The following is a 26,468-nucleotide window of genomic DNA, read 5'->3' as shown; positions in this document are numbered from 1 at the left end:
TCTAGCGCGAACGCTAGAGTCGCCTCGATATCACCATCTAGGGTTTTCTAGCGGATTCCCTAGACCGTGGAATACTCCTTGAGGCAGAGCACGAAGTCCACGTCGTCGTATTCGGTGTCGTAGTAGTACCACTTCGTGTAACCGGTCACCTTGGAGCATTTGCCGACCGCGTCCTTCTCACCGGTGGTCTTGCCGTCGATCCGCTTCAGCACCAGGTAGGTGTTCGCCGTGCAGACCACCACACGCAGCTCAGGCTCGTTGTCGGTGCCCTCGTTGCGGACGCACTGACCCTTCGCCACGAACCGGGCGTCCTCACTGGTCTGCGGTCGTGCCCCGTGCCCGGCCGGCGCCGTCGTGGTCGCCGCCACCGGCGTCTTCGTCTCCTTGTCGCGGCCCAGCCAGAACCAGGCGCCGGTGGCCACCCCGCCACCGATGAGGACAGTGAGCACGGCGACCAGCGCGCCCATCGCGAAACCGCGCCGCGCCGGTGGCGGCTTCCACTCGGCCGGCGGTTTCCAGCCCGGCTGCGGCGGCTGCTGTTGTGGAATCGGCGGCTGGCTCCACGGCTGCTCGTTCGCGCCCCACGGGTCGGCGGGTTCCGAGTACGGCTCCTCGGGGCTCCCACCCAGCCATGGCTGACCAGGGTACGGCCCGTTCTGCGACATCGGGGGTCCCTCCAGAAGCGGTCTACGCTGCCTGCCACCGTAGCGTGCGGCGGACAATCGGCTACCTTTCACGTTCGTGTCATCACACTTGGTGATCTTGTCGATGCTGTTCGGGGCGGCGGCGGGGGCGTTCCTGCCCCGTGTCGCGTACCGGCTGACCGTCCCCTTCGGAGAACCGGCACGGCCGGCGTGTGCCCGCTGTGACCGGCCGTTCCCACCAGGAGCGGCCGGCTGGATCCACGCCGGACCGGCCTGCTGCCGCGGCGGAATCGTCCCGGCCGGGACGCTGTCACTGGTCGGCGGCCTGCTGGCGGTCCTGCTCGGACCGGTACCCCAACTGCCGGTCCACCTGCTCGCCGCGATCCCCGGAGTGCTTCTCGCGGCGATCGACCTGGGCTGCCTGCGCCTGCCCGACAAACTGGTCGGCACACTCGCCCTCGGCGCGGGGACACCGCTCGCCCTGCTGGCGCCCGGCCGGATCGGCCCGGCCCTGGCCGCCGGCGCGCTGGCCGGCGCCGGGTACCTGGCGATCGCGATGCTGCCCGGGCGCGGACTCGGCCTCGGCGACGTGAAACTGGGCGCGGCACTGGCGTTCCTGCTCGGGTTCGCGGGCTGGCCGGCGGTGGCCGTCGGTCTCGGCACCGCCCACCTGCTCAACGGCGCGGTCGCCACCTGGTTGCTGGTGCGGCGGCGAGCACGGCCGATCCCGTTCGGGCCGGCCCTGCTCGCCGGAGCGCTCGCCGGGCTTACAGCAGTCTGAGCTGACGATCCTTCGGGCGAGCCGGGGTTGCCTCACCCAGCTTCTCGAAAAGCCCGGAATCGATCACATCGAGGAACGGAGTGGGGCTCTGCTCCCGCTCGCTGCCGTGCCGCGACCGTTTCGCCGAATGGCTCACATACAGCCGGTCCTGGGCGCGGGTCAGGCCCACGAAGAACAGTCGGCGCTCCTCGGCCGTCTCCTCCTCCGACGGGGCAGAACCGGGCCAGCGCAGCGGCAACAGACCGTCCTCACAACCGACCAGGAAGACCACCGGGAACTCAAGGCCCTTCGCGGCGTGCAGAGTCAGCAGGTTCACCGCCTCCGCCCGCGGATCCAGCGCGTCCACCTCGGCGCCCGTCGCCAGCTGCTGCAGGAACAGCGGCAGATCCTCACCCACCCGGTGGGCCAGCGGCATCAGCAGCTCGGTGGCGGTCCAGATGTCCTCCGGCGCCAGCTGTCCACCGTCCAGCGTCGGGGCGGCGAACCGCTGCGCCAGCACCTGACCGGCCAGCCTCACCCGGGTCGCGAGCGAACCGCCCCCACTACCGGCGTGCCGCAGCTCCCGGGAGATCTCGGCGACCCCGGCCCGGTCCCGCAGCCGGTTGTGCGACCGCTTCTGCACCGGGATGCCGGCCCGGGACAGGGCCTCCATGATCGGGCCGGACTGGGCGTCGGTGCGGTACAGCACCGCCATGTCGGAGAACGACAGATTCCCGGCTGTGGCGGCACGGGAGTCCACCCGGCCCGAGTCCAGCGAGCGGTGCGAGAGACCACCGACAAGCTCATCGATCGTACGGACGACGAAGTCGGCCTCGTCCGCGACACTGCGGGCGGCATAGCGGCCCACCAGCGCGGCCTCCGGGTCGAGCCGCGCCGGGTCCAGCCGGCGGCCACGAACCAGAGTCGTCGGGGCGATGGCCTGCACCGCGGCGGCCAGAATCGGCGCCGACGACCGGTAGTTGCGGGTCAACCGGACCAGGCGGGCGTCCACGAAGTCGGAGTTGAACCGCAGGAAGTACTGCACGTCGGCACCCCGGAACGAGTAGATCGCCTGGTCCGGGTCGCCGATCGCGCACAGGTTGCCGTTCGGCGGGCTGAGCAGGCGCAGCAGCTCGTACTGGAGCTCGTCGACGTCCTGGTACTCGTCCACGAAGATCCACTGCCAGCGCCTGCGGTACTTCTCGACCAGCGCCTGGTCCTCCCGCAGCAGCGCCACCGGCACGCTGATCAGATCGTCCAGGTCGACCAGGTCCTGCTGGCGCAGCAGCTTCCGGTACGCCGCGTCGTCCTCGCCGGCCTGCTCCCGGGCCCGCGCCTGCTCCTGGTCGTCGGCGATGCGCCAGCCCGAGCCCAGCCCGGCCGCCTTCGCGTTCTCCTTCAGCACCGTCAGGCCCAGCGAGTGGAAAGTGCCCACCGTGATGTCCTCGGCCACGTCGCCGAGCAGCGCCTCGAGACGCTCCCTCAGCTCCGCCGCGGCCCGCCGGGTGAACGTGATGGCCAGGCAGCGTTCCGGGAAGACACCCAGTTCGGCACAGAGGTACGCGATGCGGTGCGTCAGTGTCCGGGTCTTGCCGGTGCCCGGGCCGGCCACGATCAGCAGCGGACCGCCCGGCGCCGACGCGGCCACCCGCTGCATCGCGTCCAGCCGGTCCAGCAGACCGGTGCCGACCTCCTCCATCCCGGCCAGCATCGGCTCGAACGGCTCGTGCGGGCTGGGCGGCGGGGCCAGCGGTGGCGGGGCCGGCTTCTCCTTGAGCGGCTTGGCCTTCGGCTTCGCCGCCATCGGCTCCGGCTTCGGCTTCGGCGTCTCCACCGGGAAGTCGAACAGTGTCTCCACCTGCGGGGCGCTGTTGCGGTTACGCAGCTCACCGGAGTCGAAGAGGGTGATCACGCCGTACTCGCCGTCATAGCCGGGCACCCGCCGCACATCGCCGCTCCGGAGCCGGGTGATCGCCTCGCGCAGCTCGTCGCCGCCCGCCTTGCCGATCTCGTCCACCGGTACCTTTCGCAGGATGTCCAGCTCCGCGCCGAGTGTGGCGACCAGATGGTTGAGCTGGGACTCCACCGTCTTCGACTTCGGGCCGACACCGTGGATCTCGCCGAGGATCTCGTGCAGCTGGATCAGGTGCTCGACGTGGTCGTCCTTCTGGAAGCCCAGCGGACGGTCGGCCAGGTCCTCGATCCGGCTCAGCACGCCGACGGTCAGCTGGCGCCCGCACTCCGGGCAGCGGCCGCCGGCCTGCCGGGTCCGCTCCGGCTCCCAGTTCACCCCGCAGGCCCGGTGGCCGTCGGCGTGGTACTTCCCCTCCTCCGGGAAGAACTCGAGCGTCCCGGCCTGGCCGACGCCGTCCCGCACCGCGAAGTAGTCGGGGGTGCCGGTGAACAGGGTCGCCTCACGGGCCAGGGCGGCCGGCGAGTGCGCGTCCGAGTTCGAGACCAGGCGGTAGCGGTCCAGGCTGGAGACCCGCCAGTTCATCTCCGGGTCCGAGGAGAGGCCGGTCTCCACCGCGGTGACGTGGTCGGCCAGGTCGGCGTAGCAGTCGGCGATCGCGTCGAAACCCGACTTCGACCCCAGGGCGGAGAACCACGGTGTCCAGATGTGCGCCGGAACCAGATAGCCGCCGGCCTCCAGGGTGATCTCCAGAAGATTCCGCGAGTCCAGGCCCAGGATCGGGCGGCCGTCCGCGGTCAGGTTGCCGATCCGGGCCAGCGCCGTGTTGATCTTCGCGACCGACTCGAAGTCGGGAGCGTAGAGCAGGTGGTGGACCTTGCGGGTCTTGTCGTCCTGCTTGTAGATCGTGGAGATCTCGACGCTCAGCATGAACCGGGCCGGGTCGGTGCCGCGCAGCGAACCCGGCAGCCGCTTCGTCACCGGCTTCTCATCGGCCAGCCGGAACAGGCCCGGCTCGGCCGGTTCGAGGCTCTCCCGCAGGTGCTCGAACCAGGCCGGGTGGGTGAAGTCGCCGGTGCCGAGCAGGGTGATGCCCTTGCGCCGGGCCCACCAGGCCAGGTTGGGCAGGGTCAGATCACGGCTGCACGCCCGCGAATAGCGGGAGTGAATGTGCAGGTCCGCGACATATGTATCCGTGCTGACCGCCACGTTCCGCATCCTGTCACGGCCGTCGGTTCCGCCAAGCTTCGCCACGCTCAAACACACTTACCGATCTTGATGGGTTACGCCACACGCAATTCGATGACCGTGACCTGCGGGGGCGCGCCCACCCGCACCGGAGGACCCCAGAAACCCGCGCCGTTGGTCACATACACCGGCACGCCGTCCACCTTCCCGAAGCCGGAGACTACCGGCTGCTGCAATTTCACGAGCATGTTGAACGGGGCCATCTGGCCGCCGTGCGTGTGCCCGGAGACCTGGAGATCCACCCCGTAGGGCGCCGCCTCCTTGGCGGCCACCGGCTGGTGGGCCATCAGCACCACCGGCCGGGTGGTGTCCCGGTCGCCCAGCGCGCGGGCGAAGTCCGGGCCGTCGCCCTGCTCCTCACCGGTGAGATCGTTCACACCGGCCAGATCCAGTCCGTTGATCTCGACCCGCTCGTTGCGCAGCGGCCGGATCCCGAGCCGGGCCACCTCCTCGACCCACTCCTCGGCACCCGAGTAGTACTCGTGGTTCCCGGTCACGAAGAACGCCCCGTGCCGCGACTCGATCCCACCCAGCGGCGCCGCGAACCGGCCCAGCTCGGCCACACTGCCGTCGACCAGGTCGCCGACCACGCACACCAGGTCCGCGTTCACCGAGTTGATCACCCGGGTGATGCGCCGTGCGTGCTCCACCCCCGTGAGCGGCCCGATGTGGATGTCGGAGACCACGGCCAGCCGTGTTCCGTCCATCGACCGTGGCAGCTTGGCGATCCGCAGCTGGACGCGGTCGATCTGCGGCGCCCCGGTCGCGGTCTTCACGCCGTAGCCGGTGATGCTCGCCGCGGTGAGCCCGGCGAAGATCGCCGTCCCCCGGGCCAGGAGCAGCCGCCGGTCCATTCCCGGCCCCTGACCCCCACCTCCGTGTCCCGCCGCGTCGCCGTCTGCCGGCTCCCGGCCCGCGCCCCCGTGCCCTGCCGGACCGCCGTCTGCTGTCTGCCGGCTTGCGCCCCCGTGTCCCGCCGGACCGCCGTCTGCTGTCTGCCGGCTTGCGCCCCCGTGTCCCGCCGCGTCGTCGTCTGTCGGCTCCCGGCCCGCGTCCCCGTGTCCCGCCGCGTCGCCGTCTGCCGGCTCCCGGCCCGCGTCCCCGTGTCCCGCCGCGTCGTCGTCTGCTGTCTGCCGGCTTGCGCCGCCGCTCTCACCGGCGGCGCCGGCCTCGTCGACCGTGTCGACGGCCGCGGCTCCACCCGCGGCCAGCGTCACCGCCCCACTGCCGCTCAGTGCCGCCTCACCGCCACCGAGCGACTCGCTGCCGTGCCCGCTCGCCGCGCTGCTCAGCGCCGGCTCACCGCGGCGCTCGCTCGCTGTCGGCGCGCTGGCGTGCCCGTTTGCCGAGCCGTTCAGTGCCGGCTCGGCGGTGGGAAGGGGTTCGGCTGCCGGGCTGCCCGGAGCGGCGGCGGTCCCGGGAGCGTGCGACGCACGGTCGCTGCCTTCTCCGGGGGTACGCGCCCACAACCGCAGCGCCAGCAGCCGGGGGATCTCCAGCACGAGCAGCGTGATCAGCAGGTAGAACATCACGGCGATCCACAGATAGCCGGGCCAGGCCAGCCACGTGAGGTGGCCGGCCCGCACCCCGCCCATCGTCACCGGGAACAGCACGAAGAGCAGGACCGCCAGAGCCGTCCCGGCGCGGCGGGCCGGACCGGGCCGCAGTGGATCACGGACCAGCCTCTTCCACAGGTAGAAGTGGATCAGACCGACGATCACCAGGACCATCGCGATGAACAGCACCAACTCGAACCCTCCCCAGCCGGCCCCACCCGCGGCCGTGCCCTCCAGCTTGCCCGACCCAGTTTCCCCGACCAGCCCGAGCCCCTGGAGCCGTGAACGATCGACGTTCTCAGCGGCGTCTCAGCAGCCGCATGCCGGGCCGGACCGTCCCACCCGTCAAACAGCGCGACGGCGCGGGAGGTGGCTGGCCGATACAAGCGCATCACCCTCATGCCGGCTCCGGGCCCGGCCATCGGCCGGTCAGATAGCGGGCCAGCAGGGCGGCATGCGACAGCGGGCTGCTGGTGTCGGCCGGGTCGCCGTTGGTCGTGTAGTCGAGCAGGACGATGCCGCCCGCTGCCAGACCGCGCAGCCGGTCGACGAGATCCGGGACCCGGTGCTCGAGCACCCACCGATAGGCCGGCAGGTAGATCCGCTGACGGGCGGTCGGATAGTCCAGCAACTCCTGACCGGTCAGCCCGGCACGATGACCACGAACCGGCCCGTAGCGGCGCACGGTCCGTTTGATCCTGGTCATCGAGGTGACGGCCAGCTTCCCCGGATCGACATCGGCGCTCTCGAACACCTTCAGCGCCTGCCAGATCCCCTCGACCGAGGCGCCGACCGCCCCTGGCGTGAGTGGAATCGGAATGCCGCCGTGTGGGTAGAACGGGCTCAGCCGCACCCACGGCTCCGGCCCCCGCGAGGTCACGTCGATGACGGTCGCCCCGGGAAATGCAGCCCGCACCGATTCCGGCTTCCGTCGTCTGCTCGCGACATCAACCCGCATCCCAGCCTCCCCGTCGGTCCCACCGCACATGCTGCCCCAGGGGTACGACAAAACCCGCCGACCAGCGCAGCAGGAGAGTGACGCGGGACTGTCCGGATAGCGGCTGATCTTGTTCGGCTGGTCGTCGGTGCTGTCTCGGCACCGCAGAGCCAGCCGGAGGTGCACAGCTACTTGAACCCCAGTGGCGCGGCGATCTTGGACGACTGGCCACCGAAGGCGGTGGCAAAGCGTCCAAGATCGCCCCTCGGGCTAACCGGGAGCGCGAGAGCGCGGCGAGAAGCCGCGTCAGCTGCCCGCGAGTGGTGGCGGAAGGTGCGTCAGCCGCCCGTGAGTGGTGGCGGAAGGTGCGTCAGCCGCCCGTGAGTGGTGGCGGGGAGCGTGTCACTTATCCGCGAGTGGTGGCGGAAGGTGCGTCAGCCGTCCGTGAGTGGTGGCGGGGAGCGTGTCACCTGTCCGCGAGTGGTGGCCAGAGGGCGTGTCAGCCGCCCGCGAAAGGCGGCAGGATGTCGACCGTAACGCTCTCCGGCAGCGCCGCCGCCCGATCGTGGCAGGTGAGCCCATCCACCAGGAAGCTGGCCGCCTTCAGTACCAGAGCCAACCGCTCACCATGCTGCTCGACCAGGACCTGGATCAGTTCGTCCAGGTCCGCGGCCTCAACCGTCTCACTGGAGGTGCCGCCGGCGGCCGCGCGTGCCCCGGCGAAGTAGCGGACCGTGAGCACCGGTTCAGCCTCCGATTGCGGACATGGGACGGGCGGGCTGGAGGAAGGACGGATCGTCGATGCCGTGTCCGGCGCGTTTGCCCCACATGGCGGTCTGCCAGGCCGTACCGATCTCCTCGTCGGAGGCCCCGCCCCGCAGAAGGCCGCGCAGATCGCTCTCCTCGGTGGCGAAGAGGCAGTTGCGGACCTGGCCGTCGGCGGTGAGGCGGGTACGGTCGCAGTCGCCACAGAACGGGCGGGTCACGCTGGCGATCACGCCGACCCGGGCCGGTTCCCCGGCGGCGTCGACATAGCCGGGGACCAGCCAGGTCTCGGCCGGCGCCGTTCCACGTGAAACATTGTCAGGCTGGAGATCGAAGGGCTCGAGCGCGGCGAGGATCTCCTCGGCGGTGACCATCTCGTGCCGGTCCCACTGATGCTGGGCGTCGAGCGGCATCTGCTCGATGAAGCGCAACTGATAGCCGTGGCTGAGGGCGAACCGCAGCAGCGCCGGCGCCTCGTCCTCGTTGACCCCGCGCATCAGCACGGTATTGATCTTCACGGGGGTGAGCCCGGCATCGGCCGCCGCCCGCAGGCCCGCCAGCACGTCGGCGTGCCGGTCGCGCAGGGTGAGCGTGTTGAACCGGACCGGGTCGAGGGTGTCCAGCGAGACGTTCACCCGATCGAGGCCGGCATCACGCAGCCCGACGGCGATCCGGTCCAGGCCGATCCCGTTCGTCGTGACCGACAGTTTGGGGCGCGGATCGAGCCGCGCCGTCTCCGCCACGATGTCCACCAGGCCGCGCCGGATCAGCGGCTCGCCGCCGGTGAACCGCACCTCGGTGACGCCGAGCCGCTCGACCGCGATCCGGACGAGCCGCTTCACCTCGTCGTCGGAGAGTTGCTGCTGCTGCGGCATCCAGGCGAGGCCCTCCGCCGGCATGCAATACGTGCAGCGCAGGTTGCACCGGTCGGTCAGCGAGACGCGCAGATCGGTCGCGATGCGGCCGAACCGGTCGACGAGCCCGGTCACGGTCGCCACCGGGCCGGCTCGGCTGATCTCCTGGAGATGCGCACGTGTCGAATTTAGCCGCTCATCACGCATCCCGCCGCTAGCCATATCGCCCTATGGGCAACCCGTCTCTCCGTTCCGGGCCTTTCGCCCCATAGATCAACGATCAAAAGGACAGGACGGCCGTGGCGGCGGCCCGCACCGCGTCCCGGTACCCACCGCCGAACGCCGCGGTGTGCACCAGCAGCAGGTGCAGTTGATGCAGCGGTACCCGGGCCTGCCAGCCCTCCGCCAGTGGCCACTGCTCCCGGTAGGCGGCCAGGATGACGTCCAGGTACGGCACCCCGCCGAACAGGGAGAGTGTCGCCAGATCGGTCTCCCGGTGGCCGCCGTGCGCCGCCGGGTCGACGAGCCAGGCACGGCCGTCGGCGGCCCACAGCAGGTTGCCCGGCCACAGGTCGCCGTGGATTCGTGCGGGCGGTTCGCTCACCGCGTACCCCTCGAGGGTTTTGATGATCTGCTCGATGAGGGTGACGTCGGTCTCGGAGATTGCGCCGCGATCGGCCGAGATCTTGAGGTAGGGAAGCAGGCGCCGGGTGGCGAACCAGGAGGCCCACGTGCCGGTGCCGGGAGTGTTGTCCAGCGGTAGCGGGCCGATCCAGCCCGGCCAGGCAGCGCCGAAGGTGTCGGCGCCGCTGCGATGCAGGTGGGCGAGTGAGCGGCCGAACGTCTCCGCCGCCTGCCGGGTGGGCTCGCCGGGCTGGACCCATTCGGTGGCGAGCAGATCCGGTAGGGCGACCAGGACCTCCGGTACCGGAACCGTCTCCGAGGAGCGCAGCCAGGCCAGTCCGGCCGCCTCCGCCGCGAACATGCCGTCGGGCGCCGGACCGGACGGCCACGACTTCGCGAACAGGGATGTTCCGTCGTCGAGGGTGAGCCGGGAGACGCCTCGGGCCACCGGTGTCTCACGGATTCGCTGGTGGGTCAGAAATGTCGGGAGGTGCTCAGGGTGCGCGCGCAGATACGCCAGGTCCACTCGGCTATCTTGCGCTTCTGGTGACGTAAGTCTCCATTCGGAGGCAAGATGACGTCATGACCCCTGTCGTCGTGCGCTCGTACCGCCCGAGTGACCACTCCACTGGCAGGCGCCTGTGGACCGAGCTCACCAGACAGCACAACGAGATGTACGGGGAACACCAGGACGACGGCGGCGCCGGTTTCGAGGAGTACCTGACCAGGCTCGACCTCTCCGGGCTGTGGGTGGCCGACCACGCCGACGACGGGGTGATCGGCATGGTCGGGCTGATCATGCGGGGCCGGGCCGGTGAGGTCGACCCGGTCGTCGTGACGATCACCCACCGGCACAAGGGCGTGGGCCGCCGCCTGCTGCAACACGTCGCGAGCGAGGCCAAGCGCCGCGAGATGACCGCGCTGACCATCTCGCCGGAGTCCCGCAACGTGGAGGCGATCCGCAGTCTGCACGCGGCCGGCTACGACGTGGTCTCGTCGATCGAGCTGACCATGGACCTGGACCGGCACACCCACTCCTGGCACCAGGAGGGTCTGCAACTGCACGAGTTGCCGTTCCGCTCCTAGCTGCGCCTTTGCGATCGCCGCCTGTGGACGGGCCGGCGTGTCGTCCACAGGGCATCCCACCGGCCGCCGAATGCGAGCACGCTGCCGGGCATGACAGGCGACTGCTCCCTCGTCCTCCGTACCCCCTCCGATCTCCTCGCGGCACTGCCGTTCCTGCTCGGCTACCACCCGCGCGACGACCTCGCCCTGGTCGGCCTGCGCGGCCGTGAGCTCGATTTCGGCGCGTGTCTCGACCTGCCGCCGCCGGACCGGTGCGCGGAGACCGCCCGGGAGGTGGCCGGAGCGGTGGCCCGGCAGCGTCCCGACGCGATGGTGATCGTCGGCTACGGGCCGCCCCGGCGGGTCACCCCGGTCGTCCTGTCCGTCGCCGAGGCGCTGCGGGCCGCCGGTGTGCGGATCGACGACGTGCTCCGGGTCGACGACGGCCGCTGGTGGTCGTATCTGTGCGAGGACCCGGGCTGCTGCCCGCCGCAGGGTCTGCCCTGCCCGCCGCCGGACAGCGTGATCGCGGCCTCGGCCACCTACCTCGGCCGGGTCGCCCTGCCCAGCCGGGAGCACCTGGTGGCCCAGGTCGCGGCGGTGCGCGGCCCGGCCCGCAGGGCCATGGCGGCGGCCACCGAACGGGCCCGGAGCCGCTTTCCCGAGTTGCTCGACGACGTCCGGCGGATCCGGCGGGCCGGCCGCCTGGCGATCCGGGAGGCCGAGAAGCGGTACCGGTCCGGTGCCGCCCTGACCGACGACGAGGTCGCCTGGCTCGGGTCGTTGCTGGTGGACCGGGGTGTGGAGGACTATGCGCTCGACCGGACCGGTCCGGAGGAGTGGCGGGTCCGGCTCTGGACCGACGTGGTGCGGCGGGTCGAGAAGGCGTTCGTGGCGGCTCCGGCCTGCCTGCTCGGGTTCGCCGCCTGGCGGCTGGGCCGGGGCGCGCTGGCCCGGGTGGCGGTGGACCGGGCCCTCAGCGCGGAGCCCGGTCACCAGCTCGCCCGGATGCTGTTCGAGGTGCTGATCTGCGGAGTGCCCCCGGCCCTGGTGAACCGTCGTGCGGGCTGACCGGTCAGGGCCGTTCGGTCTCCTGGCGGACGGTCTCCGCGCCCTGGTCCTCCGGCGCCGTCGTGCGCAGGCCGGGCGACGGGGTCGGGTTGTCGGCGACCTTGTGCAGGCCGGGCACCCGGTCCTCGATGACGAAGGAGGCCCGGGTGTGCGCCGGCGCGCCCGCCTCGGTGACGTAGGGCAGGACCACGAAGTCGGCGATCAGCGTCTCCCCGGTGATCCGCGCCCGGACGTAACCGCGCTGGTTGTTGTAGAAGCGCAGGTGCGGGTTCCAGGCGGCCCAGGTGTGGTTGCCGCTCGCCACGTCGGCCCCGTTCCCGCCGGAGGTGATCGACGAGCAGACCAGCTCGGTGCCGACGGTCTTCGAGGTGGGGTCGTTCCAGTCCAGCTTGAGCTCGTCGGCCCAGTGCGCGTGCACGTCACCGGTGAGCACCACCGGGTTGCGGACCCTGGCGTCCACCCAGCCGCGGGTGATCCGGTCCCGCGAGCCCTGGTAGCCGTCCCAGGAGTCCATGCTCAGCACCTTCTGGGGGCCGGAGTTGTTGTCCCGCTGTCCGAAGAAGACCTGCTGGCCGAGGACGTCCCAGCGGGCGGTGGACCGGCGGAAGCCGTCGAGCAGCCAGGCCTCCTGTTCGGCGCCGGTGATCGAGCGGGCCGGGTCGGCGGCGGCCGCGCAGTCCTTGTAGCCGTCGCCGCACCCCTGGTCGTCGCGGTACTGCCGGGTGTCGAGCATGTGGAAGGTGGCGAGCCGGCCCCAGTGCAGCCGTCGGTGGAGCAGCATATCGATGCCGTTCGGGATCGACGACCGCCGCAGCGGCATGTTCTCCCAGTAGGCCTGGAACGCCGCGGCCCGCCGGGCCAGGAAGTTCGGGTCGGGCTGCTCGGGCACCTCGTCGGCCCAGTTGTTCTCGGTCTCGTGGTCGTCCCAGACCACCGCCCACGGGGCGACGGCGTGCGCTGCCTGGAGGTCCGGGTCGGTCTTGTACTGGGCGTGCCGCTGCCGGTAGTTGGCCAGCGTGACGGTCTCCGGGCCCTCGTGGTCGCGCGGGTTGCCGCCGGGGATGTTGTAGGTGTCCGGCGCGTACTCGTACTGGTAGTCGCCGAGGTGCAGGATCAGTTCCGGCTCGTCCTCGGCCAGCCGGCGGTAGGCGGTGAAGTAGCCGTGCTCGTACTGGGAGCAGGAGGCGAACGCCATGGCCAGGGCGCTGGGCCGGGACCAGCGGGCGGGTGCGGTCCGGGTCCGCCCGGTCGGCGAGGTGTAACGCTCGGCATGGAAGCGGTAGAAGAACTCGCGGCCCGGCGCCAGCCCGTCCAGTTCGACGTGCACGCTGTGCGCCCGGTCCGGGCGGGCGGCGGTCACGCCCCGGCGGATCACCCGGCGGAAGCGCTCGTCGGCGGCGAGTTCCCAGGTCACCGGCACGGCACGGGAGGGCATGCCGCCGAGGCCGTCCGCGGCGAGTGGGGTGACGGCGAGCCGGGTCCAGAGCACGAAGCCGTCCGGGGACGGGTCACCGGAGGCGACGCCGAGGGTGAACGGGTCGGCCGGCAGCGGGCCGCGGCCGGGGGTGGTCGCGGCGGACAGCGGAATCACGGTGGCGGCACCGGCCGCCGAGGTCAGCAGGGTACGGCGCGAGATCGGCATGCCCGCAGCGTCGGTCTCATAGATGAATCTCTATGCAGAGCGGCGTTGCCGGGGAATGGTCAGGAGGTGACGCGATGTGCGCCCGAGTAGACGTTCATCCGCGGTTCGCGAAGGAAACCGACAAGTGTCATTCCGGCTTCCTCGGCCAGTTCCGCGGCGAGGGTGCTCGGCGCCGACACCGCGGCCAGCATCGGCAGCCCGGCCATCCACGCCTTCTGGGTGAGCTCGAAACTGGCCCGCCCGGACACCAGCAGCACATGCCCGGTCAACGGCAGCCGGCCCTCCCGCAGCGCCCACCCGAGCACCTTGTCCACCGCGTTGTGCCGTCCCACGTCCTCACGCAGCACCACCAACTCCCCCTCCGCGGTGAAGAGGCCGGCGGCGTGCAGACCGCCGGTGCGGTCGAAGGTGCGCTGGGCGGCGCGCAGCTTCTCCGGCAGGCCGGCGAGCAGCCCGGCCGGAACCCGCATCGGGTCGGCGGCCACGTCGAAGTGCGACCGTACGCGTACCGCGTCGATGCTGGCCTTGCCGCAGACCCCGCAGGAACTGGTCGTGTAGAAGTTGCGGCTCGGGTCGGTGACCGGCGGCGGCACGCTCGGATCGAGCACGACGTCCACCACGTTGTAGGTGTTCGGCGTGTCCGTGCCGGCGCACAGCTGGGCCGTCGTCACATCCCCGGCCCGGCTGATCACACCCTCGCTGAGCAGGAAGCCCATCGCCAGGTCGATGTCGTGGCCGGGGGTGCGCATGGTCACCGCGAGCGGCTTCTTGCCAACCCGGATCTCCAGCGGCTCCTCGGCCGTCAGGTGATCCTGGCGGCTGCGGGCGGCCGGCGACACGCTGACATCGATGGTGACCACCGTGCGGCGGGTCGTGCTCCTGGCCATAGCGGGAGCTTACGGGGTCCCCGGAAGGCGTCGAACCGAGCGCGTGGTCACGTCCGGCACGTGGTCGGGATACGGTACTCACGTGGGGGGATTCGCGGCAGTGGTCTTGGCCGGTGGTGCGGCACGGCGGATGGGCGGTGCCGACAAACCGGCCCTCGCGGTCGCCGGCCAGTCGATGCTCACCCGGGTGCTGGCGGCGGTGCACGACGCCGACCCGCGTGTCGTGGTCGGCCGGATAGCGCCGGACTTCCCGGTTCCGGTGCACGTCACCCGGGAGGAACCGCCCGGTGGTGGGCCGGTCGCGGCGGCCGCGGCGGGGCTCGCCCTGGTGCCGTCGCAGGTCACCTACACCGCCCTGCTCGCCGCCGACCTGCCCCTGCTGACCGGTGAGGCGGTCGACGTGCTGCGGCTGACCCTGGAGTCGGCGCCGATGGAGGGCGCGGTCTACCGGGACACCGACGGGCACCTGCAACTGCTGTGCGGGGTCTGGCGTACTGCCGGGTTGCGTGCCGCCCTCGACCGGGTGGCCGAGGCCCGCGGCGGTCTGCACGGCGCCCCGGTCCGGGCGCTGCTCGATCACTCCCGGGTCGCCGAGGTGTCCTGGCGCCGGCCCGGCCCGCCCCCGTGGTTCGATTGCGACACCGACGACGATCTACGCACCGCGGAGGAATGGGCGCAATGAGCGAGCTTGACGAGTGGGTGGCCGAGGTCGCCGCCGAGTTGGGGCTCGGTGACGTGGACGTGCCGACCAAGGCGGTCCTCGACGTGGCCCGCGATGTCGCGCACAACGTCCTGCGGCCCGGGGCGCCGGTCTCCGCGTACCTTCTCGGGCTCGCCGTGGCCGCGGGCGCCGACCCGGCCGACGCCGCTCAGCGGATCAGCGCGCTGGCGCTGCGCCGGGCCGTTCCCGGCAACTAGAGGCGGTCCACCCTGGACCCGCATCGCTCGATAGGGTGACGGGAACGGAGGTGCGATCATGACGGCAGAAGGCGCCGCGAGCGAGGCGTACGAAGGCGGTTTACTCGACGAGCCGACCACGGCCGACCTGAAGGCGAAGGTCACCCAGGCGTGGCGGGAGTTCGCCGCCGCGCTGGCCGGACTGCTGCCGACCCTGGAGCCGGGCGCGCACATCGACCTGACGCTCGACCCCACCGCCTCGGGCACCGGCACGGCCGTCTACTCGGTCAGCATCCGGGTGCTGCCGGAGGGCGTCGTCGAGGCGCTCGCGGTCGGCAACGCGGCGCTGCCGCAGGAGTTCCGGATGGATCGCGCCGCCGTCGCCGACCTGGTCGCGCTCGGCTGGTCGCCGCCGGGCGTGCTGCCGGGCTCGGGCGACTCGTTCGGGCTGCGCTCGTCGCAGGACAGGGCCGCCCAGGTCGCCACCATCGTCACCCGCACCCTGCGGGACGTGCACGGCGCCCCGCACCCGGCCTTCCTGGTCTACCTGGTGCACGACGAGGACGACGAGCCGATCGAGTCCAGCCCGCTCGGCACCGCCCGTCACGAGCCCAGCATCGAGGCCGGGCTGAGCCTGGACGACGACGAGGCTCTCGACGCCGCCCTGGCCGGGGTGACCGACGACGTGGTGCCGCTGGAGGAGCGGGTCCGTACGGTCGTGGCCACCATGTCCAAGACCACCGTCGACCAGCTCCAGGTCGACGCCGACGGCGACATCGGCATCCGGGCCGGCTCGGCGATGGTATTCGTCCGGGTTCGCGACAATCCGCCCCTGGTCGACGTCTTCTCCCCGATCCTCACCGAGGTCGAGCCGACCGAGCAGCTCTACGTGAAGCTGTCCGAGCTCACCAACCGCATGCCGATCGGCCGTCTCTACTGCGCGCAGGACACCGTGTGGGCGTCGATCCCGGTGTTCGGCCGCAACTTCCAGGCGGTCCACCTCATGCTGGCGGTGCAGGTGATGACCGGTCTGGCCGACGAGCTGGACGACCGGCTGCACGGCGAGTTCGGTGGCAAGCGGTTCTTCGGCGAGGGTGACAAGCCGTCGGCGGGCAAGTCCGACGACGAGCACCGCCCCGGCATGTACCTATAGCGGCACCGCGGTCGGCGTCTCCACCAGCCGCGACAGCACCACCATGCTCCGGGTCGAGGTCACGAACGGCTCGGCCCGGAGTCGCTCCAGCGCCTGTTCGAGGTGCCCGATGTCGGCGGCCCGCAGGTGCACCAGCGCGTCCGCCTGTCCGGAGACGGTGTAGGCGCCGACCACCTCGGGATGCCTGCGGGTGGCCACGGTGATCTGCGCCGGTGTGGTGCGCCCGGTGCAGAACAGCTCGACGAACGCCTCGGTGGTCCAGCCCACGGCGGCGGGTTCGATGACGGCCGTGAATCCCTTGATGACCCCGTCAGCGCGCAGTCGATCGACGCGTCTTTTCACCGCGGGTGCCGACAATGACACCCTTGCACCGATCTCAGCGTACGAAGAGCGGGCGTCCGCGACGAGGAGCGCAATGATTCGCTGGTCGACGGCGTCCATCTGCAACGATTCGCCTCCGAGAAGCAAGATTCATGGCTGTTTGCTGCAACTTAGCCTACCTACCCTTTAACCTCATGAGCTACACGGAGCGCTTGCCGCGAAACAGGACATACCTCATGTGTCCCCCCGAGCATTTCACGGTCGAGTACGCCATCAACCCCTGGATGGACACCACCGTCACGGTCGACGCCCGTCTTGCCGTCAAGCAGTGGGACCAGCTCCGTACCACCCTCTCCGGCCTGGGCCACGTCGTGCACGTGCTCGACCCGGAGCCCGGCCTGCCGGACATGGTCTACTCCGCCAACGGCGCCTTCTCCGTCGACGGGACCGTCTACGGCGCCCGCTTCCTGCACCCGCAGCGCTCCGCCGAGGCCGCCGCCCACCAGGCGTTCTACCTGGCTAACGAGGGCTGGAACTTCATCGCCCCGGAGCACGTCAACGAGGGCGAGGGCGACTTCGCGTACCTGCCCGCGGCCTACGGCGGCATCGTCCTGGCCGGCTACGGCTTCCGCACCGACCCGGCCGCGCACGCCGAGGCGCAGGAGGTCCTGGGCCGCCCGGTGATCTCGCTCAAGCTGGTCGACCCGGCCTTCTACCACCTGGACACCGCGCTCGCCGCCCTCGACGACCGGCACGTCACCTACTACCCCGGCGCCTTCTCCGAGGCGTCCCAGCAAGTGCTGCGCCAGCTCTTCCCGGACGCCGTCATCGCCGACCGCGCCGACGCCGAGGCGTTCGGCCTCAACCTGGTCAGCGACGGCCGGCACGTGATCCTCAACACCGAGGCCGTCGCGATGGGCCACAAGGTCCGCGAGGCCGGTTACCTCCCCGTTCACGTGGATCTCTCCGAGCTCAAACGGGGCGGCGGCAGCATCAAGTGCGCGGTAGCCGAACTGCGCCCCTGACGATCTCGAACCGGTGAGCGAAGATGGGCGCATGACCGACGACACCCGTACCACCGAGCACAAGGAAGACGGCTCCGTCATCGTCGTGGGCCCGGACGGCCGCCCGATGGGTACGGTCGAGCCCGACGGCTCGCTCACGCCCGAGGAGCCCGGCAACCTCATCGAGCAGCCCGCCAAGGTCATGCGAATCGGCAGCATGATCAAGCAGCTGCTCGAGGAGGTGCGGGCGGCTCCGCTCGACGAGGCGAGTCGCGGCCGGCTGCGGGAGATCCACCAGCGGTCGATCACCGAGCTCGAGGACGGTCTCGCCCCCGAGCTGCGCGAGGAGCTGGAGCGTCTGTCCCTGCCGTTCGAGGGCGAGACCCCGCCCAGCGAGGCCGAGCTGCGCATTGCCCAGGCCCAGCTGGTCGGCTGGCTGGAGGGCCTCTTCCACGGCATCCAGGCGGCTCTCGTCGCCCAGCAGATGGCCGCCCGCCTGCAACTCGAGCAGATGCGCGGTGGCGTCCCGGGCCGCCCGGCCCTGCCGATGGGCAACCTCATCCCGGGCGCCGGCGCTCCCGGCCAGGGGGAGAACGTGCACGGCCGCACCGGCCAATACCTCTAAAACCCCTTTTATCGTACGGGGCCGCCCGTTCCGCCGAATTCGGATCGTCCCGCCGGTTCGACGCGGCCCCCGTGCGACTCCAGACCATGCCGCGCGTTCCGGGCGTGAGCGCTGGGTTCCTCTCGCAAGCCACTGCCCACGCACCCTCGCCGCGCGGCTCCCGCCCGCGGGAGCGGCAGAACGCGCCAGCCACAGAGCAATCACGCTGAGCAGGACGGCGGTGCACTCACCACTCCCGCAAAACGCCGCCGGTGTCGAGGCAAGTGATCTCCCGACGCCAGCGGGGTTTGCTGGCGGCGGGAGATCACCTGCCTCGACACCGGTTACAAGGCGTTTTGCCGCGGAGCGAAGCGGAGCAAAGCTAGCCCAGCGTTTTGCCGCGGAGCGAAGCGGAGCCAAGCTAGCAAAGCTTGAAGAGTTTTTGCAGGTAGCGCGCGACGCCGTCCTCGTCGTTGGTGCCGGTGACGTCGTCGGCGATCGCGCGCAGCGCGGGATGCGCGTTGCCCACCGCGACGCCCCGGCCCGCCCAGCTCAGCAGCGGAATGTCGTTGGGCATGTCGCCGAAGGCGACGACCTGGTCAGCGGTGACGCCGTGCCTCTCACAGAGCCAGGCCAGCCCGGCGGCCTTGGTGACGCCGGCCGCGGAGATCTCGACGAGCGCCGACGACGACGACCGGGTCGCCTCGGCCCGGTCGCCCAGGGTGCGGCTGACCAGCTCCAGGAAGTCGTCGGGGTCGGCGGTGGCGGAGCGGGCCAGCAGCTTCACGGCGGGGGCCGCGGTCAGCTCCTCCGGGGAGGCGATCACCCGGACCCGGTCGTCGTGCTCCCAGCGGATGGTCCACGTGTCCTCGTGCAGGAAGGCGCGGCCGTCCTCGATCTCGACGGCCAGGGACACGTCCGGAACCGTGTCGCGCAGGCGCTTCACGACGTCGATCAGCAGGTCGCCGGGCAGCGGATCGGCACGCAGCACCTCGTCGGTGTCCGGGTCGTAGATGACCGCGCCGTTCGCGCAGACCGCGGGCAGCGGTGCCGACAACTGGTCGTTGAGCTGGTTGAGCCAGCGCAACGGGCGGCCGGTGACCAGGACCACCGGGACCGGGATGCGCTCCAGCACCTCCCGGGTGCCGGGGGACAGGCTGCGGTCGCTGGTGATCAGGGTGCCGTCGATGTCGGTGGCGACGAGCCGGAAGTCTGCCATCACCTGGACAATAGCCGGTCCAGATAGTGCGCCACGCCGTCCTCGTCATTGGTGAGGGTCACATCGTCGGCCACCGCGAGCAACGACGGGTGTGCATTGGCGACCGCCACCCGTCCCCAGCCGGCCCAGGCGAACATCGGCAGGTCGTTGGGCATGTCGCCGAAGACCAGCACGTCCGACGGGTCGACGCCGATCGACTCGGCGACCACCGACAGGCCGGTGCCCTTGTCCACCGAGGGCGGGCAGATCTCCACGTAGTCGAGGCCGGCCTGGGTGACCGTCGCCAGGGCCGGCGGCACCACCCGGTGGGCCATCGCGAGCAACTCGTCGACGCCCAGCTCGAACGACCGGGCGAATGCCTTGATCACCTCGGCGTCGAGGCACTCGGCGCGTGGCCGGTCCTCCACGGTCACCGGGAAGCGCCAGGTCGGGTCGTAGTCGCCCCAGAGCGGGGACTCGTCGTGCTCCAGTGCCTCGAACATCACCGACAGCGGCCCGGCCACCGACTCCAGCGCGCCGAGCACCCGGCCGAGCGCCGGGCCGGGTAGGCGGGCCTGCCGCAGGTAGCGGGAGTCCTCCAGGTCGAGCACCCAGCCGCCCTGGGCGAGCACCAGGAAGTCGGCGACCCGGATGTCGTTGCGGGTGAGCGAGGTGAGGCGGGGGCCGCGGCCGGTGGCGGCGACGATCCGGATGCCGGCGGCGCGGACCCGGTCGAGGACCTCGTGCGTGTACGCCGAGACGGTGTTGTCACTGCGGACCAGGGTGCCGTCCAGATCCGTGGCGATCAGCTTGGGGAGCCCAGGCTTCATCGAAACCTCCGAGGGTCGGCTGACCCCCGCGGAGGGCGGAAGGAGAACGGTACACCTGATCGGCTACCAGCTGCTATGACATCTGGTAGCCGACCGGTGACAAGACTGTTACCTGGCAGGTTCCAGGACCTCACGGCCGAGGAAGGGCTGCAACGCCTTCGGGACCCGTACCGAACCGTCCGGCTGCTGGTGGTTCTCCAGGATCGGGATGAGCCAGCGGGTGGTGGCGAGTGTCCCGTTCAGCGTGGCGGCGATCTGCGGCTTGCCGTCCGCGTCCCGGTAGCGCACGTTGAGCCGCCGCGCCTGGAAGGTGGTGCAGTTCGACGTCGAGGTGACCTCGCGGTACCGCCCCTGCGACGGCACCCACGCCTCGCAGTCGAACTTGCGGACCGCGCTCGACCCGAGGTCACCGGCGGCCACGTCGATCACCCGGTACGGGATCTCGACCTTGGCCAGCATCTCCTCCTCCATGGCGAGCAGCCGCAGGTGCTCGGCCTCCGCCTCCTCGGGACGGCAGAAGGAGAACATCTCCACCTTGTCGAACTGGTGGACCCGCAGGATGCCGCGCACGTCCTTGCCGTGCGAGCCGGCCTCCCGCCGGTAGCACGTCGACCAGCCGGCGAACCGCGACGGCCCGCTGTTCAGGTCGATGATCTCGTTCGAGTGGTAGGCCGCGAGCGCCACCTCCGAGGTGCCGACCAGGTAGAGGTCGTCGGCCTCGAGCCGGTAGATCTCGCTGGCGTGCGCGCCCAGGAAGCCGGTGCCCTCCATCGACTCCGGCCGCACCAGGGTGGGCGTGATCGACGGCGTGAAACCGTGCTCGACCGCCTGCTGGATGGCCAGCTGGAGCATCCCGAGCTGGAGCAGGGCGCCCACCCCGGTGAGGAAGTAGAACCGCGACCCGGACACCTTGGCGCCGCGCTCGGTGTCGATGGCCCGCAGCGCCTCCCCGATCTCCAGGTGGTCCCGCGGCTCGGCGATCTGCGGCTTGTCGCCGACCTCGCGCAGCACGACGAAGTCGTCCTCGCCGCCGGGCGGGGCGCCCACGGTCACGTTCGGCACCGCGAGGTGGGCCCGGCGCAGCGCCTGGTCGGCCTCGCCGGCGGCGGCCTCCGCCGCCTTCACCTCAACGGCCAAATCCTTGGTACGCGCGAGCAGCGCGGCCCGCTCGTCCCCGGAAGCCTTGGCGACCTCTTTGCCGATGGACTTCTGCTCCGCCCGGACCGTCTCGAACCGCTGGGTGGCGGCCCGGCGCTCCTCGTCGGCACGCAGCAGGTCGTCCACGAGCTCGGTGGACTCACCGCGCAGCCGCTGGCTGGCGCGGATCAGTTCGGGGTCGTCACGAAGCAGACGCAGGTCAATCACGGTTGTCGAGCGTACCGGCGTCCGGGTCCGATCATCACCCGGATATCCCCGGATGTCACGATCGGTGTGGCTGATCCAGCTCACCGGGCATCGACGCGAACGGTGCGGTCGGGGCGATGCTCAGGTCGAGGTCGTCCTGATAGGTCTCCACCGGGGCCGGTTCGGCGGTCTCGCGCCGGCGGGGCTCGGGCAGGCGCAGGGCGACCATCGCCAGGATCACGGCGGCGAACGCGCACCACAGGCCGCGGCCGGGCGCGATCGTCAGGTTCTCGTCGGCCAGGTCGACGAGGAAGTACTTCGGGATGACGAGGCTGGTGTCCGCGATCACCGGAACCAGCGTCACCAGCAGGGCGAGCAGCAGGCCCCCGGTGGTCAGGCCGGCGAGCCGGGCGTAGCGGCGACCCTCGCCCGGACCGAAAAGGACCAGTACGACCGTGATCGCCAGCAGGAACAGCCCGATCAGGTAGCCGCCGCCGGCCGCGCCCATGTCGACCAGTTCGGTCTGCACGGCACGCTGACCGGGCAGGGACCCGTCGCCGTACGCCAGCCCTTCCAGGTCTGTGGTCTGCCACTCGGAGATCAGCGACCCGAACGCCGCCGCCGCGGCGAGCGCCGCGGTCAGGACCGGCAGCCGATGGTCCCTACCGAGGTCACGAAGGAAGCTTCGCCGCTCGGAGGCGCCGAACGAGATGACCGATTCTGGCGGAGAATCCTGCGACATGGGATCCATCATGACCCCAGCCCGGTCTGCGAACCAACGAGCGGGATATCGGATAGCGTCGGGGACATGCCTATTCGTTCTGCTTCTGCCCGCTGGGAAGGGAACCTCACCGAGGGTTCCGGCACTGTCAAGACCGGCAAGGGCGGCCTCCAGGGCGCCTACTCCTTCAAGTCGCGCTTCGAGGAGGGTGAGGGGACCAACCCCGAGGAGTTGATCGCGGCCGCGCACGCCGGCTGCTTCTCGATGGCCTTCTCGAAGGGCCTCGCCGACGCGGGCTTCACGCCCACCTCGGTGGAGACCGTCGCGAAGGTCCACCTGGACAAGACCGACGCCGGGTTCGGCGTCTCCCGCATCGACCTGGAGACCGTCGGCGACGTCCCCGGGATCGACGACGCCAAGTTCCAGGAGCTGGCAGCGGGCGCCAAGGAGAACTGCCCGATCTCGCGCCTGCTCAGCCCGGGCGCGGAGATCAGCCTGGTCGCGAAGCTGTCCTGAGGCACTCCGGCGCGGCCGGGCACCGGTCGCGCCGGAAATCCGGAAACCCGGGCACAATGGGCTCGTGCCGGTCGACATGAGTCCAGAACGCTTCGAGGAGCTGGTGGGCGAGGCCCTCGATGAGGTCCCCGTCGAGTTGATGTCGTTGATGAACAACGTGGTCTTCCTGGTGGAGGACCTTCCGCCGGGCGGCGGTGACGATCTGCTCGGGGTGTACGAGGGGATCGCCCTCACCGAACGCGGCTGGGACTACGCCGGTGCGCTGCCCGACCGGATCACCATCTTCCGGCTGCCCACCCTCAAGGTGTGCGACACCGAGGAGGACGTGGTGGACGAGGTCGCGATCACCGTGGTGCACGAGATCGCCCACCACTTCGGCATCGACGACCAGCGGCTTCACGAGCTCGGGTGGGCCTGACCGGCCGGGTCAGCCTCCGGAGCGCAGCCGTTCCAGCCAGGCCGCCGAGTCGGCGAAGTCGTCATCGGAGAGGCCGGGCGGCGCCGCCACCGGCGCCTCGGGCTGGAGGCGGTGCTTCGGGTAACTGCCGAGAAAACGGACCTCGGCGCAGATCCGGCGCAGCCCCTGGAGCGCCTCGCCGAGACGCGGCTCGGCCACGTGCCCGGTGCAGTCGAGGAAGAACACGTACGTCCCGAGCTGCTCCCCGGTCGGCCGCGACTCGATCCGGGACAGGTTGATGCCCCGCACCGCCAGCTCGGTCAGCACCGCGAGCAACGCCCCCACCTGATCGTGGCGGATCGACACGGCCAGCGAGGTGACGTCGTCCCCGGTCGGGGCGGCCGGCGGGCCGGGCCGGGTGAGCAGCGCGAACCGGGTGACCGCCTCGGCCCGGTCGGCGATCTTCTCGGCCAGCACCGTGAGCCCGTTGCGGCCCACCCCGATCGGGGCGCAGATGGCCGCGTCGTACTCCCCGGTGGCCGCGCTGATCGCGGCCGCCGCGTTGGACAGCACGTCGACGACGACCGCGTCCGGCACGTTCGCCTGGAGCCAGCGCCGGCACTGGGCGGACGCCTGCGGGTGCGCGGCGATCGACCGGATCGCGGCGAGCGGCGCCGCCGTCCGCGCTCCGAGCACGAACTCGACCGGCAGCAGCACCTCCCGCGTGATCATCAGCGGGCTGCCGGTGATCAGCTCGTCCAGGGTGACCGGGACCGCCCCGCCGACCGAATTCTCCAGCGGGACGAGTGCCGCGTCCGCCGTGCCGCTGCGCACCGCCTCGAGCGCCTCGGGAACACTGCGGGCCGGGGTGCGCTCCCCCTGCTCGGCGGCGGGGATGGTGCGCAGCGCGGCCTCGGTGAAGGTGCCCTCCGGGCCGAGGTATGCGAAACGGACAGGCATTCCCGGAAGTCTAATCACTCACCACAGGCGAGCACCCGGATCCCGGCCGGGGCCTCCGCCTTGACCCGTGGATTGCACACGTCGGTGCCCGCGGTGACGAACGTGAGTGCCGCCCCCTTGCCGGTGGTGACGACCGACAGCGGCTCAGCGGACTCGGCGCCGCCCAGGCTCACCGTGGTGAAGCTCCACTTTCCGGCGCAGTACGGCCCCTCGACGACGGTCAGCTCCCGGTCGGGCACCGCCGGATTGTCCTTGAGCAGCGTGACGATCTGGGCGGCGGTCGGTTCGCCGGTGCACCGGGGCGCGTGCGACGGCGTCGGGCTCGGGCTGGGCGTGACGGTCGTCGGCACCGTCCGCGGCGGCATCGTGGTGTAGCCCGGGGTCGGCGGCGTGGTCATCGGCGGCAGGGTGAGCGGGACGGACGGCACCGCCCCGCCGGCGGGCATGCCGGCGCTGGACCGGGGCAGGGGAGGGCTGGTGGGCAGCGCCTCGGGCGGAGCACCACAGGAGGCGCTCAGCAGCAGCGCTCCCACCACCAGGGGAAGGTGACCTGTGCGGGGGGACACGCGCTCATGGTATGAGCCGAGAGGTCAGCTGGCGATCCGATGGCCCGCCGCGGCGAGCGTGTTGATCGCTTCGGTCAGCCGTACGGTCGGGACCAGCAGATAGTCCGTGTCGTACGTCGAGAAGGTCACGATGTTGACCCGGGCCTCGGCCAGCGGCCCGACCAGCGACGCGAGCACCCCGGTCATGGCCAGGTTGAGGTCGGCGACGCGCAGGCACCGCCAGGCCGTGTCGGCGACCGCGTTCGCGGGCACCCGGTCGTTGGGGCAGATCACCGAGAGTTCGTCGACGCCCCAGGTCACCGAGATGACGCTCTTGTCGTCCGGACCTGCGGTCAGCGAGGCGGGCAGGGTCGAGCCGGCCGGAAGCCGACACACCGCGTATTCACCCGGTAACAGGTCTAGATCGAGCATGTTCGCAGACTACGTTGCGGATCTGTAACGTCCAATGCCCGCCAACTGCGTTGAACACCACACCGGCGCGGACAAAAGGGACGTCAGTACCGTACCGGGGACAGGAAGGTCAGTGTCCCACCGATCCGGTCGCCCGCCTGGAGCGGCGTGGAGACGGCGTCGACGGTCAGCGCGGGCACGCCGTCGGCCGGCACCACCCGCATGAGGCCCCGGGCCAGCCGCTCACTGCGCAGCGCCAGCAGCGGCGGGATGTTCTCCGTCTCGGGCTCCTCCAGGCGGCCACCGCCGGCCGTGAAGTCGATGAGGTGCAGCGCGGCGTTGAGGCGCTGACCGATCGCGTCGGCTGGCTTGCCCAGGCCGAGCAGCTCGCTGCAGGACGGCGACACCGCGAGTATCGAGCCGTTGACGTCGATCACCAGGCAGGGCTCGGCGGCCACCGCGACCGTCATCGACCAGCGCTCGACGCTGGTGACGAACTCGGCCTCGGACGGTGTGCGGGCCTGGGGTACGAACGCTCCCGAGAGGGAGAGCTCAACATGCGCCACCGGCTCCTCCTCGTTCCTGTGGACGTCGCTGACCGGCGCGGAAACGTCGGTCAGCGACGGCGTCGCAGGGAACGTTACCGGCGGCTCAGCCGCTTGTCAGCGGTCGTCTGGCCGCTGCCGTACGAAGAGTAGTCATGGTTCGGGCGCCACGGCGCGTTCGACCAGGTGCCCGGGTGCTGGGCGACGGCGGTCAGCTTGGCCGCGGTGGCCGGGGAGATCTTTCCGCCTCCGGCGATCAGGAGGCGGTCGAGCTCCTTGTCGGTGGAGACCAGACAGTCCTTCGGCAGACCGTGGACGCTGATCACCCCGGAGCCGACGAACGTCAGCACGGGCGTCACCGGGACGTTGAGACCCACGACGGCGGAGATCGCCTTGGCGGCGCGGCGCCCGTCACGACGGGCCTCGGCCACGTACTCCGGGCGCTTTCCGTTGATCTGGACCACGTCACCGGCGATCAGCACGCGGGAGCGGCCGTGGTCGGCCACCGTGACGGCGTAGACACCGCCGGGTCCGATGGCGAGGAATCCGGCACGCTCGTCGGCCGGGTTCGGTTCGTAGTACGCGTTGGTCAGGTCGGTCCGCGGCCAGTCGACGATGTGCCAGTTCGGCCCGAGGCGGTCGAGGCGGGTGAGAGCGCGTGCTCCGGCGGCCTCGATGCGGCGGGCGCCACGTTCGGCGCGGCGACGGCGGGCCCACTCGGCCGGCGTGGTCATCCGCTGCGTGTCCTCAAGCAGGGACGGATGGGTCCGGTCGACGGTGGCGAGGGTTTGGGACGACATGGGCAGCGCGGGGCGGGCGGGGAAGACAGTCACTGCGACCTCCGGCAAAAGGTCAGTTGGGCTCTCTTTTCCAACTACCGTACGTGCTCGTTCCCCTACAGAACAGGGTCACAGGGCGGGAAAGAAAGAGAATGAGTGTGGATGAATGACATATTCACGACAACGTCTTCTTTCGCATGGTGCATCGTCGCACCTTCTCAAGCTATCGCTCCGCCCGGCTCGATGCATGACTGTCCCAAGATCTAGTCAGAACGTCA

Annotated in this window: 28 protein-coding genes and 1 pseudogene; 10 read left to right on the top strand and 19 right to left on the bottom strand. The window is 70.9% G+C overall.

Annotated elements, in window-relative coordinates; all coding sequences use genetic code 11:
- Nucleotides 1-59: 59 nt before the first annotated feature.
- A complete protein-coding gene (locus BJ964_RS10095; RefSeq protein WP_188120439.1) occupies nucleotides 60-665 on the bottom strand; it encodes an LppU/SCO3897 family protein in 606 nt (201 codons plus the stop codon).
- A gap of 76 nt (nucleotides 666-741) precedes the next feature.
- Here BJ964_RS10095 and BJ964_RS10090 point away from each other — a divergent pair, with 76 nt between their 5' ends.
- Nucleotides 742-1,425, top strand: coding sequence for a prepilin peptidase (locus tag BJ964_RS10090; protein WP_229807305.1), 684 nt, complete (start codon nucleotides 742-744; stop codon nucleotides 1,423-1,425).
- Here the strand turns inward: BJ964_RS10090 and BJ964_RS10085 are convergent.
- The 6 genes and pseudogenes from BJ964_RS10085 to BJ964_RS10060 all read right to left on the bottom strand — a co-directional run bounded on the left by BJ964_RS10085 (nucleotide 1,412) and on the right by BJ964_RS10060 (nucleotide 9,826).
- Nucleotides 1,412-4,534 (bottom strand): UvrD-helicase domain-containing protein, encoded by a 3,123-nt coding sequence (locus BJ964_RS10085; protein WP_188120438.1) that lies wholly within the window; start codon nucleotides 4,532-4,534, stop codon nucleotides 1,412-1,414. The two genes, BJ964_RS10090 and BJ964_RS10085, sit on opposite strands and share 14 nt — an antisense overlap.
- A gap of 65 nt (nucleotides 4,535-4,599) precedes the next feature.
- A pseudogene (locus tag BJ964_RS10080) lies at nucleotides 4,600-5,487 on the bottom strand (metallophosphoesterase); the annotation flags it as partial.
- Between the two features lie 1,030 nt (nucleotides 5,488-6,517).
- The gene (locus tag BJ964_RS10075; RefSeq protein ID WP_188120437.1) at nucleotides 6,518-7,078 is read right to left on the bottom strand and encodes a DUF6939 family protein; all 561 of its coding nucleotides are present in this window, start codon (nucleotides 7,076-7,078) and stop codon (nucleotides 6,518-6,520) included.
- A gap of 478 nt (nucleotides 7,079-7,556) precedes the next feature.
- Complete coding sequence (locus tag BJ964_RS10070) at nucleotides 7,557-7,853, bottom strand: MoaD/ThiS family protein (RefSeq protein ID WP_407650839.1); 297 nt, start codon at nucleotides 7,851-7,853, stop codon at nucleotides 7,557-7,559.
- Nucleotides 7,804-8,811, bottom strand: a complete 1,008-nt coding sequence (gene moaA, locus BJ964_RS10065) for a GTP 3',8-cyclase MoaA (RefSeq protein WP_407650798.1) — start codon at nucleotides 8,809-8,811, stop codon at nucleotides 7,804-7,806. The genes BJ964_RS10070 and moaA overlap by 50 nt, the downstream gene beginning before the upstream one ends.
- A gap of 145 nt (nucleotides 8,812-8,956) precedes the next feature.
- Entirely contained in the window at nucleotides 8,957-9,826 is an 870-nt protein-coding gene (locus BJ964_RS10060; protein WP_188120434.1) for a fructosamine kinase family protein, read from the bottom strand.
- A 56-nt stretch (nucleotides 9,827-9,882) separates the two neighbouring features.
- Here BJ964_RS10060 and BJ964_RS10055 point away from each other — a divergent pair, with 56 nt between their 5' ends.
- Nucleotides 9,883-10,386, top strand: a complete 504-nt coding sequence (locus BJ964_RS10055) for a GNAT family N-acetyltransferase (RefSeq protein ID WP_188120433.1) — start codon at nucleotides 9,883-9,885, stop codon at nucleotides 10,384-10,386.
- A gap of 90 nt (nucleotides 10,387-10,476) precedes the next feature.
- Nucleotides 10,477-11,436, top strand: coding sequence for a DUF4192 domain-containing protein (locus BJ964_RS10050; protein ID WP_188120432.1), 960 nt, complete (start codon nucleotides 10,477-10,479; stop codon nucleotides 11,434-11,436).
- 4 nt (nucleotides 11,437-11,440) lie between these two features.
- On the opposite strand, the gene BJ964_RS10045 is transcribed toward BJ964_RS10050, so the two are convergent.
- A complete protein-coding gene (locus BJ964_RS10045; RefSeq protein ID WP_188120431.1) occupies nucleotides 11,441-13,078 on the bottom strand; it encodes an alkaline phosphatase D family protein in 1,638 nt (545 codons plus the stop codon).
- A gap of 59 nt (nucleotides 13,079-13,137) precedes the next feature.
- The gene (gene fdhD / locus BJ964_RS10040) at nucleotides 13,138-13,965 is read right to left on the bottom strand and encodes a formate dehydrogenase accessory sulfurtransferase FdhD (RefSeq protein WP_188120430.1); all 828 of its coding nucleotides are present in this window, start codon (nucleotides 13,963-13,965) and stop codon (nucleotides 13,138-13,140) included.
- Nucleotides 13,966-14,047: 82 nt separating this feature from the next.
- On the opposite strand from fdhD, the gene mobA reads away from it, so the two are divergent.
- Genes mobA through BJ964_RS10025 form a run of 3 tightly spaced genes read left to right on the top strand, consistent with a single transcriptional unit; the run spans nucleotide 14,048 to nucleotide 16,015 of the window.
- Nucleotides 14,048-14,647 carry a molybdenum cofactor guanylyltransferase gene (gene mobA / locus BJ964_RS10035; protein ID WP_229794809.1) on the top strand — a complete coding sequence of 200 codons (600 nt, stop codon included), beginning with the start codon at nucleotides 14,048-14,050 and terminating at the stop codon, nucleotides 14,645-14,647.
- Nucleotides 14,644-14,883, top strand: a complete 240-nt coding sequence (locus BJ964_RS10030) for a DUF6457 domain-containing protein (protein ID WP_188120429.1) — start codon at nucleotides 14,644-14,646, stop codon at nucleotides 14,881-14,883. The genes mobA and BJ964_RS10030 overlap by 4 nt, the downstream gene beginning before the upstream one ends.
- 58 nt (nucleotides 14,884-14,941) lie before the next feature.
- Nucleotides 14,942-16,015, top strand: a complete 1,074-nt coding sequence (locus BJ964_RS10025) for a T3SS (YopN, CesT) and YbjN peptide-binding chaperone 1 (RefSeq protein ID WP_188120428.1) — start codon at nucleotides 14,942-14,944, stop codon at nucleotides 16,013-16,015.
- Here BJ964_RS10025 and BJ964_RS10020 read toward each other — a convergent pair.
- Nucleotides 16,010-16,462: an Lrp/AsnC family transcriptional regulator gene (locus tag BJ964_RS10020; RefSeq protein WP_183226550.1), complete on the bottom strand. Its 453-nt coding sequence runs from the start codon at nucleotides 16,460-16,462 to the stop codon at nucleotides 16,010-16,012. The genes BJ964_RS10025 and BJ964_RS10020 overlap by 6 nt on opposite strands.
- A 68-nt stretch (nucleotides 16,463-16,530) precedes the next feature.
- On the opposite strand from BJ964_RS10020, the gene ddaH reads away from it, so the two are divergent.
- A complete protein-coding gene (ddaH, locus tag BJ964_RS10015; RefSeq protein ID WP_188120427.1) occupies nucleotides 16,531-17,361 on the top strand; it encodes a dimethylargininase in 831 nt (276 codons plus the stop codon).
- Nucleotides 17,362-17,392: 31 nt separating this feature from the next.
- A complete protein-coding gene (locus tag BJ964_RS10010; protein ID WP_188120426.1) occupies nucleotides 17,393-17,965 on the top strand; it encodes a bacterial proteasome activator family protein in 573 nt (190 codons plus the stop codon).
- A gap of 400 nt (nucleotides 17,966-18,365) precedes the next feature.
- Here BJ964_RS10010 and BJ964_RS10005 read toward each other — a convergent pair whose 3' ends face one another.
- The 4 genes from BJ964_RS10005 to BJ964_RS09990 all read right to left on the bottom strand — a co-directional run bounded on the left by BJ964_RS10005 (nucleotide 18,366) and on the right by BJ964_RS09990 (nucleotide 22,058).
- A complete protein-coding gene (locus tag BJ964_RS10005; RefSeq protein ID WP_188120425.1) occupies nucleotides 18,366-19,163 on the bottom strand; it encodes an HAD family hydrolase in 798 nt (265 codons plus the stop codon).
- Nucleotides 19,163-19,972, bottom strand: coding sequence for an HAD family hydrolase (locus tag BJ964_RS10000; protein ID WP_188120424.1), 810 nt, complete (start codon nucleotides 19,970-19,972; stop codon nucleotides 19,163-19,165). The genes BJ964_RS10005 and BJ964_RS10000 overlap by 1 nt, the downstream gene beginning before the upstream one ends.
- Before the next feature lie 108 nt (nucleotides 19,973-20,080).
- Nucleotides 20,081-21,337, bottom strand: a complete 1,257-nt coding sequence (serS, locus tag BJ964_RS09995; protein ID WP_188120423.1) for a serine--tRNA ligase — start codon at nucleotides 21,335-21,337, stop codon at nucleotides 20,081-20,083.
- Nucleotides 21,338-21,392: 55 nt separating this feature from the next.
- Nucleotides 21,393-22,058, bottom strand: coding sequence for a hypothetical protein (locus BJ964_RS09990; RefSeq protein ID WP_188120422.1), 666 nt, complete (start codon nucleotides 22,056-22,058; stop codon nucleotides 21,393-21,395).
- 66 nt (nucleotides 22,059-22,124) lie between these two features.
- On the opposite strand from BJ964_RS09990, the gene BJ964_RS09985 reads away from it, so the two are divergent.
- Nucleotides 22,125-22,553: an OsmC family protein gene (locus BJ964_RS09985; protein WP_188120421.1), complete on the top strand. Its 429-nt coding sequence runs from the start codon at nucleotides 22,125-22,127 to the stop codon at nucleotides 22,551-22,553.
- 76 nt (nucleotides 22,554-22,629) lie between these two features.
- Nucleotides 22,630-22,971: a metallopeptidase family protein gene (locus BJ964_RS09980; protein WP_188126875.1), complete on the top strand. Its 342-nt coding sequence runs from the start codon at nucleotides 22,630-22,632 to the stop codon at nucleotides 22,969-22,971.
- Between the two features lie 9 nt (nucleotides 22,972-22,980).
- Here BJ964_RS09980 and pheA read toward each other — a convergent pair whose 3' ends face one another.
- From pheA to BJ964_RS09955, 5 genes are all read right to left on the bottom strand, one after another.
- Entirely contained in the window at nucleotides 22,981-23,910 is a 930-nt protein-coding gene (pheA, locus tag BJ964_RS09975) for a prephenate dehydratase (RefSeq protein ID WP_188120420.1), read from the bottom strand.
- 14 nt (nucleotides 23,911-23,924) lie between these two features.
- Complete coding sequence (locus BJ964_RS09970) at nucleotides 23,925-24,476, bottom strand: hypothetical protein (RefSeq protein ID WP_188120419.1); 552 nt, start codon at nucleotides 24,474-24,476, stop codon at nucleotides 23,925-23,927.
- Nucleotides 24,477-24,500: 24 nt separating this feature from the next.
- Nucleotides 24,501-24,887 (bottom strand): ACT domain-containing protein, encoded by a 387-nt coding sequence (locus BJ964_RS09965; protein ID WP_188120418.1) that lies wholly within the window; start codon nucleotides 24,885-24,887, stop codon nucleotides 24,501-24,503.
- 83 nt (nucleotides 24,888-24,970) lie between these two features.
- Nucleotides 24,971-25,432: a PAS domain-containing protein gene (locus BJ964_RS09960; RefSeq protein WP_188120417.1), complete on the bottom strand. Its 462-nt coding sequence runs from the start codon at nucleotides 25,430-25,432 to the stop codon at nucleotides 24,971-24,973.
- A gap of 74 nt (nucleotides 25,433-25,506) precedes the next feature.
- Nucleotides 25,507-26,244 carry a hypothetical protein gene (locus tag BJ964_RS09955; RefSeq protein WP_188120416.1) on the bottom strand — a complete coding sequence of 246 codons (738 nt, stop codon included), beginning with the start codon at nucleotides 26,242-26,244 and terminating at the stop codon, nucleotides 25,507-25,509.
- Nucleotides 26,245-26,468 lie beyond the last annotated feature (224 nt).

The organism is Actinoplanes lobatus (genome assembly GCF_014205215.1).
Taxonomy (GTDB): Bacteria; Actinomycetota; Actinomycetes; order Mycobacteriales; family Micromonosporaceae; genus Actinoplanes; species Actinoplanes lobatus.
This window is presented reverse-complemented; position numbering and strand designations above follow the sequence as displayed.

Coding starts and splice junctions, on each gene's coding strand:
- BJ964_RS10095 (WP_188120439.1), bottom strand. CDS start 665: ATGTCGCAGAACGGGCCGTACCCTGGTCAGCCATGGCTGGGTGGGAGC.
- BJ964_RS10085 (WP_188120438.1), bottom strand. CDS start 4,534: ATGCGGAACGTGGCGGTCAGCACGGATACATATGTCGCGGACCTGCAC.
- BJ964_RS10075 (WP_188120437.1), bottom strand. CDS start 7,078: ATGCGGGTTGATGTCGCGAGCAGACGACGGAAGCCGGAATCGGTGCGG.
- BJ964_RS10055 (WP_188120433.1), top strand. CDS start 9,883: ATGACCCCTGTCGTCGTGCGCTCGTACCGCCCGAGTGACCACTCCACT.
- BJ964_RS10050 (WP_188120432.1), top strand. CDS start 10,477: ATGACAGGCGACTGCTCCCTCGTCCTCCGTACCCCCTCCGATCTCCTC.
- BJ964_RS10045 (WP_188120431.1), bottom strand. CDS start 13,078: ATGCCGATCTCGCGCCGTACCCTGCTGACCTCGGCGGCCGGTGCCGCC.
- fdhD (WP_188120430.1), bottom strand. CDS start 13,965: ATGGCCAGGAGCACGACCCGCCGCACGGTGGTCACCATCGATGTCAGC.
- BJ964_RS10030 (WP_188120429.1), top strand. CDS start 14,644: ATGAGCGAGCTTGACGAGTGGGTGGCCGAGGTCGCCGCCGAGTTGGGG.
- BJ964_RS10025 (WP_188120428.1), top strand. CDS start 14,942: ATGACGGCAGAAGGCGCCGCGAGCGAGGCGTACGAAGGCGGTTTACTC.
- ddaH (WP_188120427.1), top strand. CDS start 16,531: ATGAGCTACACGGAGCGCTTGCCGCGAAACAGGACATACCTCATGTGT.
- BJ964_RS10010 (WP_188120426.1), top strand. CDS start 17,393: ATGACCGACGACACCCGTACCACCGAGCACAAGGAAGACGGCTCCGTC.
- BJ964_RS10005 (WP_188120425.1), bottom strand. CDS start 19,163: ATGGCAGACTTCCGGCTCGTCGCCACCGACATCGACGGCACCCTGATC.
- BJ964_RS10000 (WP_188120424.1), bottom strand. CDS start 19,972: ATGAAGCCTGGGCTCCCCAAGCTGATCGCCACGGATCTGGACGGCACC.
- BJ964_RS09990 (WP_188120422.1), bottom strand. CDS start 22,058: ATGTCGCAGGATTCTCCGCCAGAATCGGTCATCTCGTTCGGCGCCTCC.
- BJ964_RS09985 (WP_188120421.1), top strand. CDS start 22,125: ATGCCTATTCGTTCTGCTTCTGCCCGCTGGGAAGGGAACCTCACCGAG.
- BJ964_RS09980 (WP_188126875.1), top strand. CDS start 22,630: ATGAGTCCAGAACGCTTCGAGGAGCTGGTGGGCGAGGCCCTCGATGAG.
- pheA (WP_188120420.1), bottom strand. CDS start 23,910: ATGCCTGTCCGTTTCGCATACCTCGGCCCGGAGGGCACCTTCACCGAG.
- BJ964_RS09965 (WP_188120418.1), bottom strand. CDS start 24,887: ATGCTCGATCTAGACCTGTTACCGGGTGAATACGCGGTGTGTCGGCTT.